4 protein-coding genes and 1 riboswitch are annotated in these 6904 nt (G+C 26.3%); all 4 genes read right to left on the bottom strand.

Translation table 11 applies throughout. The features are described 5' to 3' along the window. Positions 1 to 215: 215 nt before the first annotated feature. The gene (locus ACTNBA_RS18305; protein WP_441075709.1) at positions 216 to 1490 is read right to left on the bottom strand and encodes a hypothetical protein; all 1275 of its coding nucleotides are present in this window, start codon (positions 1488 to 1490) and stop codon (positions 216 to 218) included. A gap of 38 nt (positions 1491 to 1528) precedes the next feature. Then, complete coding sequence (locus tag ACTNBA_RS18310; RefSeq protein ID WP_441075710.1) at positions 1529 to 2584, bottom strand: HD-GYP domain-containing protein; 1056 nt, start codon at positions 2582 to 2584, stop codon at positions 1529 to 1531. Positions 2585 to 3262: 678 nt separating this feature from the next. Then, positions 3263 to 3439: riboswitch (cobalamin riboswitch) on the bottom strand. Positions 3440 to 3607: 168 nt separating this feature from the next. Beyond that, on the bottom strand, positions 3608 to 5275 hold the full coding sequence (locus ACTNBA_RS18315) for a DUF2705 family protein (protein WP_441075711.1): 1668 nt from the start codon (positions 5273 to 5275) through the stop codon (positions 3608 to 3610). 25 nt (positions 5276 to 5300) lie between these two features. Then, the gene (locus ACTNBA_RS18320; RefSeq protein WP_441075712.1) at positions 5301 to 6245 is read right to left on the bottom strand and encodes an ABC transporter ATP-binding protein; all 945 of its coding nucleotides are present in this window, start codon (positions 6243 to 6245) and stop codon (positions 5301 to 5303) included. Positions 6246 to 6904 lie beyond the last annotated feature (659 nt).

Below are 6904 nucleotides of genomic sequence, written 5' to 3' on the forward strand. Positions count from 1 at the left end.
ATTAAACCAGAATATTAAATATCCAGTATGTTGACCTAATCCCATGAAGTCATTTAATACTTCCTGCTAACTACTCCCTTAATATATAAATTATTATATTATAACCTGTACAACGTTTTAATCATACCATTTTTTAAAAGTTATATCAACTAAAAAGTTTTATAGATTTCGTGAATTAAATTAAATTAAATTAAATTTAACCTTTTATAAATCCTTTATTGAATTAAGTAGTAAATTATGTCTTCTAATGAAATGCCATAATAAGATTTTTTAATATTTTCAAACTTCCTTCGTAAATTTCCCTTAATATTTTCAATATATGATATAGTAAAAGGTAAGTATTTAGAAATTTCTTTTACATACTCCTTTGAAAAATAATTTTTGTTCATAACAATAGCAAAGATTATCATTAAAATACAATTATCTTTTATTAATTTTTTCAAACCTTCAATATTTTCCCCTTTAAAACACGTTGCATCATCTAATACATGGATAGTTAGATTAATAAGTTTATTAACGATATTATCCAGATGGTATTTTCCTGCAAGTTGAGACATTATAGTCATGTGTTTATTCTCATAATCTATCCTTACATCTTGCAAATCATCGCATAATTGAAGTAGAAATCCATACCCATAGGTAAAAATCTCCTCCTCTTTGTTTAAGCTTCCATTTATAAGATAACCATCCACAATAACAGATGCTCCCCCCTTCTCAATAGATATATCTAGCATATCTCTTTCATAGGGGTTACTTATACCTTCTTGCTGAATTAGGCTTTTTACTTGCCCTTCATGAATTAATAATAGACCTTGAAAAACTTTTGGATAATCATTTCTATTAAAAACAGATTCTATATATTCAACTAACTTAAACACTTGCTTTTCGTGAGAATTTCTCCCCTCTATCTCTTCACCACATAGTCTTTTATAAAACCTGTTATTAAATTCTTTCTTTTCTTCTATTGATATATCTAAATTATCTAAATAATTGTCAGTATATGGATACAACATACTATATCCAAAAATAGCCATGGTAAATGATATATCTATATCCTTCATCTTTTGAAGAAGACTAACAATCCACACATTTCTCATAGCTTGACCAATATCTTCATAATTCATTTCTTTATCAAAGATCTTGCACTGATTTATAAATACCTTAGTGCTTGCAAAAAACTGATCCTTCATTTTTTTATCTATGGTTCCTAGCTTAAATAATTCTTCTCCCAATATCATATTTTCAAGATAAGAGTTACTATTTTTCTTCCATAATTCTCTATTCTCTTCTTCCAAAGGAAACCTTTCAATAATTTTAATAAATTCATCAATAAATTTCTCAAACTTTTTCTCATTTTTCTTCTTCCTAATATATCCATTAGCTTCTAAGGGAATATCTACATATGTAGGCATACTCCACCATATTTCTTTATATAAATTTTTTAAAACCTTAATATTTCTCATATAGCTTTCACCTACATTACTATTCATGATAATCATCTCCTTAGATACCATTTACTTTACAAATACTACACTATAGTACTTATGATTGTTAAATTTATAATATCCTTTAAATCAATCTCATAAGGACTAATTTTATTATTGTATTCATCCTTCACAATTCTTACTACTGGTCTATCCGGGAACCCATTATTTTGACTTACCACATACCCAAATAAATTATTTGATAGATATACAGGACATCCTAATGGATAAACTGCAAATGTATCTTTAAACAACTTAATTATTTCAGGATCAAAACTTGTATATGTTTCTGCTAAAATTAATTCATAAGCTTCTCTAGGATCAAATTTTTTTCTATAGCATCTATCTGATGTTATGGCCGTAAAAACATCACATATAGAAATGATTTTTGCAAATTGTGATATTTCATTATCTTTTAATCCATAAGGATAACCTGTACCATTATACTTCTCATGATGTTCTATTACTCCACCTATTATCTCTTCATTTATTATAGGATTACCAAGCAGTATATCCCTTCCATATAATGGATGCATTTTAATCTGCTTGAACTCATCTTTAGTTAATTTATCTGGTTTATTTATGATTCTACTAGATATTTTCGTTTTTCCTACATCATGAAATAGAGATGATATGGCTAAATCACGTAATCTTGATTTTGAAAGATTCATATTTACTCCTAGAAAAATTGCCATAATACTAGTATCCACAGAGTGTATGTATGTATAATCATCATATAATTTTACTTCATATAAATTTAGATTTATGTAGTTTTCACTCTGTATATATTCAACTAAATCATCAACCATAGTTAAAGATTTACTTAAAGATTTATTATCATAATTTATTAAGTCACTAAACATATTAGGTATGGTTTTAAGTATATTCTTTTTTAAATTTATAAGTTCACTATCATCTTTTATATCTTTTAAGTCATCATCTTGTACATACAGAAAAAATATCCCTTGTTGTTCAATACTATTTTTTACTTGCTCAGTAATTATAATGCCTTTTTTTAACAAAGTCTTACCTGAGCCTGTAATAATGTCCTTAGCAAGTATTTCATTTCCCTGCAAATCCTTAAGCAATGTTAATTTCATATAATCCCTCTCCATAAACATAATTATCTGTATTTTCTTACTTCATCATATCATATCTATAAATTATATGATACTTTAATTTGATTATTTATACATATACTGTATATTATGAAAATAACTTGATAAATCAATGTTGGTAGAAAAAATAATTAAGACTATATCATAAATTTTAGATATAGTCTTAATGTCTTTTATATTTAATCATATATTTTTTCAATTATAGGGTTATAGGATGTAACCACTACAAATTATAGTGGTTACATCCCTGTGTGAAATTAGTTGGTTTTATCAAAACCACTAAGAGGGACATAAGTAGAAAATTTACATTTATATTGACTAAAGTTTTGGGTTGAAAACTTTAAGTTAATAACTAAAGTAACAATTAAAATATAGTTACTTCATTTGTATATTTTATATAGGAGAAAGCCACGCCTTTGTAGCTTCATAGTTTATTTAAACTGTAAAATAGCTTATATATTCTACAATCCACATCCTTGTAAATTCTCCTAGCAATATAAAAAAAGATAGATATCATTGATACCTATCTTGGAATATACTAAATTTAAATAAGTGAAAGCTTTTACAATTTAATTTATAGTTTAAACCTATAAATATAAATACTATATTTTACCTAAACCATCACTGGATAAATCTTTTAACTCTTCCTCAGAAAGTATCAAATTTCATAATCCCATGGCAGGTCTCCTGGCTTGTGAATCATACTTCTTAGCACCTTCCCAAAATAAATTAGTGGCTTTTGCTAAGTCGTCCTCACTTACAGTTACTGGGATAGCTTTGGATTTTCACCAAATTCCCTATTAAGTACTTAGTACACCTATCGGACTCTATATATTAAATTTTATTTTTAATCTAATAAGTTTAAAATGTAAGTTGTAGTTATTTTATAAAATTAACTTTCCATTCCCCTTACAATTATTATTCTACTGAACTAGATTAATATTGTCAACCCCACTTTTTTAAATAAATATAGAAATATTTTCACTTATAATTTCATTATATAAATTAATTCATTACATCTCTCTTTTGGAACACTAAGAATGAAGCTATAATTAATATTGTAGCAAACACAATCAATTGAATTGCCCCCATAGTTGAACTTAAAACTATACTATATTCACTTTTAAACATTTCAGTATATTGGGAATTTGTAATGAAAGTTGATAAATTCATATAGGGTAATATAGTTTTACCTACCCATCTCATACCTAAGCTTGCCATAATCATTGTAGCAACTGAGCTACCTAAATATGCTACAGTAGTAAGACCAACTGCTAAAGCTGTATTTTTTATAATAGTTGATATAGCAAATACTAATGCTATTATAAATATTAAGCTAATGCTTGAGAATAAAAGCTTAGGTATAATTGAAATTATAAAGTTTTGCTCGACTATACTTTCTCCACTGAAGGATATCACTTTTGTAGCAAGCCCTCCAAAGCCATTTACAATTCCACTTGATATAATATTTAATATAACTGTAGTTAATAGTACCCCATATCCTATAATAAATACTGATACCAATTTAGATATCAAAATTTTCCATCTAGATACTGGTCTAATCATAAGCAATCTAACTGTACCTGTAGAATACTCTGAAGAAACTATACCTCCTCCAATGATTATGCATAATATAATAGCAACACTAACATACATTAAATAAGTCGTATCAACAGAATTTCTAATATCATTATCAAATTTGACTTGTGGAATATCATTTTCAAGACTATACCAATCAAGAACTATAGCCTGTTCTATAGACTTTGTTTTCTTTTCATAGTCTTTTTTGTACTCCTCATAAGTATATCCTTTTGCTATTTTCTCGCTATTGTATTGTGTAAATTCAGTTTCACTAAGCAGTCTCTCACCATTTTCATCAATCTTATAGGCAATATCCCTTATAGTATTGTTTTTCCAATTTTTATTGTCATAAGGAATTTTATTATTATATCTATATTCGGTTGCCTTAAGTCTTTTCTCCAAAGCATCAAGCTGAATTTTAGAATTCTCTAGAGATGTAACAAAATTTTTATTATTAGGATTTTTCTTCACTTCATCTTCTGATGTATTAATAGTTGACTTTAGATTTTTAATTTCCTCCTCAGAAGATTTAATATTCTTCTCCAAGTAAACTAAGTAATCATTTTTTATAACAGAATCATATAATTCCTTACTTTCTTTATTTTTAGAATCTATGGCCTTTTGAATATTTTCTTTACTCATGTCAATATATTCATTAAACATATTTACATCAAATTCATGTATATTAAAAAATAATTCTTCACCTACTAATCCATCTGAAATTCCTGATAGAATAATAGCCTCTTTTGATTTGTTAGAAGCCTCTCCAGCTACTTCATTTCTCCAATCATCCCAAGAAACATTATTATCTATTAAAATTTGTGACTTTTTGATATTTTCTTCAAAAACTTTCTTCTGAATGTCTTTATTTTTCTTACTTGAATCAATATTAGTTATTTCTGTTTGTTGCCATTGAATTTCCTGATTATAGCTATTTATATACCACTTTGACTCATCTCTATTCTGTAAAAATTTTAAAGCTACTGGTAACATTATGCTAGCTAAAAGTATTAAAATCACGATTACTTTAACACTAGTTTTTTTATATTGCTTTATCAATTCATTTTTTATTAGTCCACATACTTTACTCATTAAACTCTGCTCCTTTTCTACTATATTACACTATTTGCATTTTAGATCCTGTTGTTACCTTCATAAATTCATCTTCAAGAGTGTTATTAATAGGCTTAATAGTGTAAACTAATATATTCTCCATAATTAAAGCTTTATTAACATTGGCAATTTCATCACGAGAACAAGAAATTAATATTTTATTTTCTTTGAAGTCTACAGTAATCTCTTCAGATATTTTGTTATAATCATTCTCTATAATTTTTCTCGCTAAACTATAATTACTTACTTCTAATTCATAGGTTATCAAGCTTTCGATATTTTGCTTTTTAATATCTTTTAATGTTTTAATATCTATAATTTTTCCATTATCTATTATTCCAACTCGATCGCACATAAGCTCCATTTCACTAAGTAAGTGACTAGACACTAAAACTGCTAGTCCCTCTTCTTCTGCCAAATGTCTTAGGGTATCACGTAACTCTTTAATTCCCATTGGGTCTAATCCATTAGTAGGTTCATCTAAAATTAAAAGCTTAGGATTGTGTAATAATGCTTGAGCAACACCAAGTCTTTGACGCATTCCAAGAGAATATTTTTTTACTTTATCATTAATACGATTTTCAAGTTTCACTAATTTTATAACTTCATTAATACGTTCTTTAGAAATATTACCATGCATTCTGCCATATATCTCTAAATTTGTACGTCCTGTAAGATATCCATACATCTCTGGATTTTCAATAATCCCCCCTACTTGAGAAAGAGCTTTTTCAAAATTTTTCTTTACATCATTATTACTAATTAAAATATCTCCTTCATCAATTTTTAAAAGTCCTGTAATCATCTTAATAGTAGTAGTTTTACCTGCACCATTTGGTCCTAAAAATCCAAATATTTCTCCTGAGTTTATTTCAAAACTGACATTGTCAACTATTTTACGATTACCCATAATCTTAGTAACATTTTTTAATTCTAGAACTTTAGACATTTCCTCACCTCATACTCTTTGATGATGTTAGCATACAATACCTTTAATACTTTGAAAATAAGTTTCCTCTAATTGTAAGAAAGATGTAATAATCACTTAAATTTTTCTATGAAAAGTAATAATTTCTTAAGAATTAAATTCTGATATAAGTAACATTTATAAATAACATCTAAATAAATTTTTTAAAAGCTTTACTCTTTCAGCTATGATATTTTAACCGAGTTTCATACTTTAATTGACTAATTTTTAAATCTATATCATAGATATAATAAATATTTAACATTTTAAAAGTCCTATTTCATAAAATATTAAAACTCTTTCCTCATAAATCACTTTAAATAAGTTGTCCTCTTGTACTATAATATAGTACAAGAGATATGTAGAAATTATATATTTAAAACATATTTTGATATTTTAATGTTTCAATAACAATTAGTTATAATATATTAAGAGACTAACTATATGAAGTCAATATAATTTTTATATAAATTTCTTAATTGTTAGTGTCCTAAAAATTTGCATGACAAATAAAGCAACTTGAATGTTGCTTTTAAAAAAAAGTTATTGGATTACATTTGTGGAACAAATGCAGTATTAGTTTTTAAAAGATAAAATATGGTACGGGTTAGTTTTTTAGCTACATGACTCATAGCAACGTA

This window comes from Clostridium sulfidigenes (assembly GCF_052067195.1).
In the GTDB taxonomy this organism is placed as follows: Bacteria; Bacillota; Clostridia; order Clostridiales; family Clostridiaceae; genus Clostridium_J; species Clostridium_J sulfidigenes.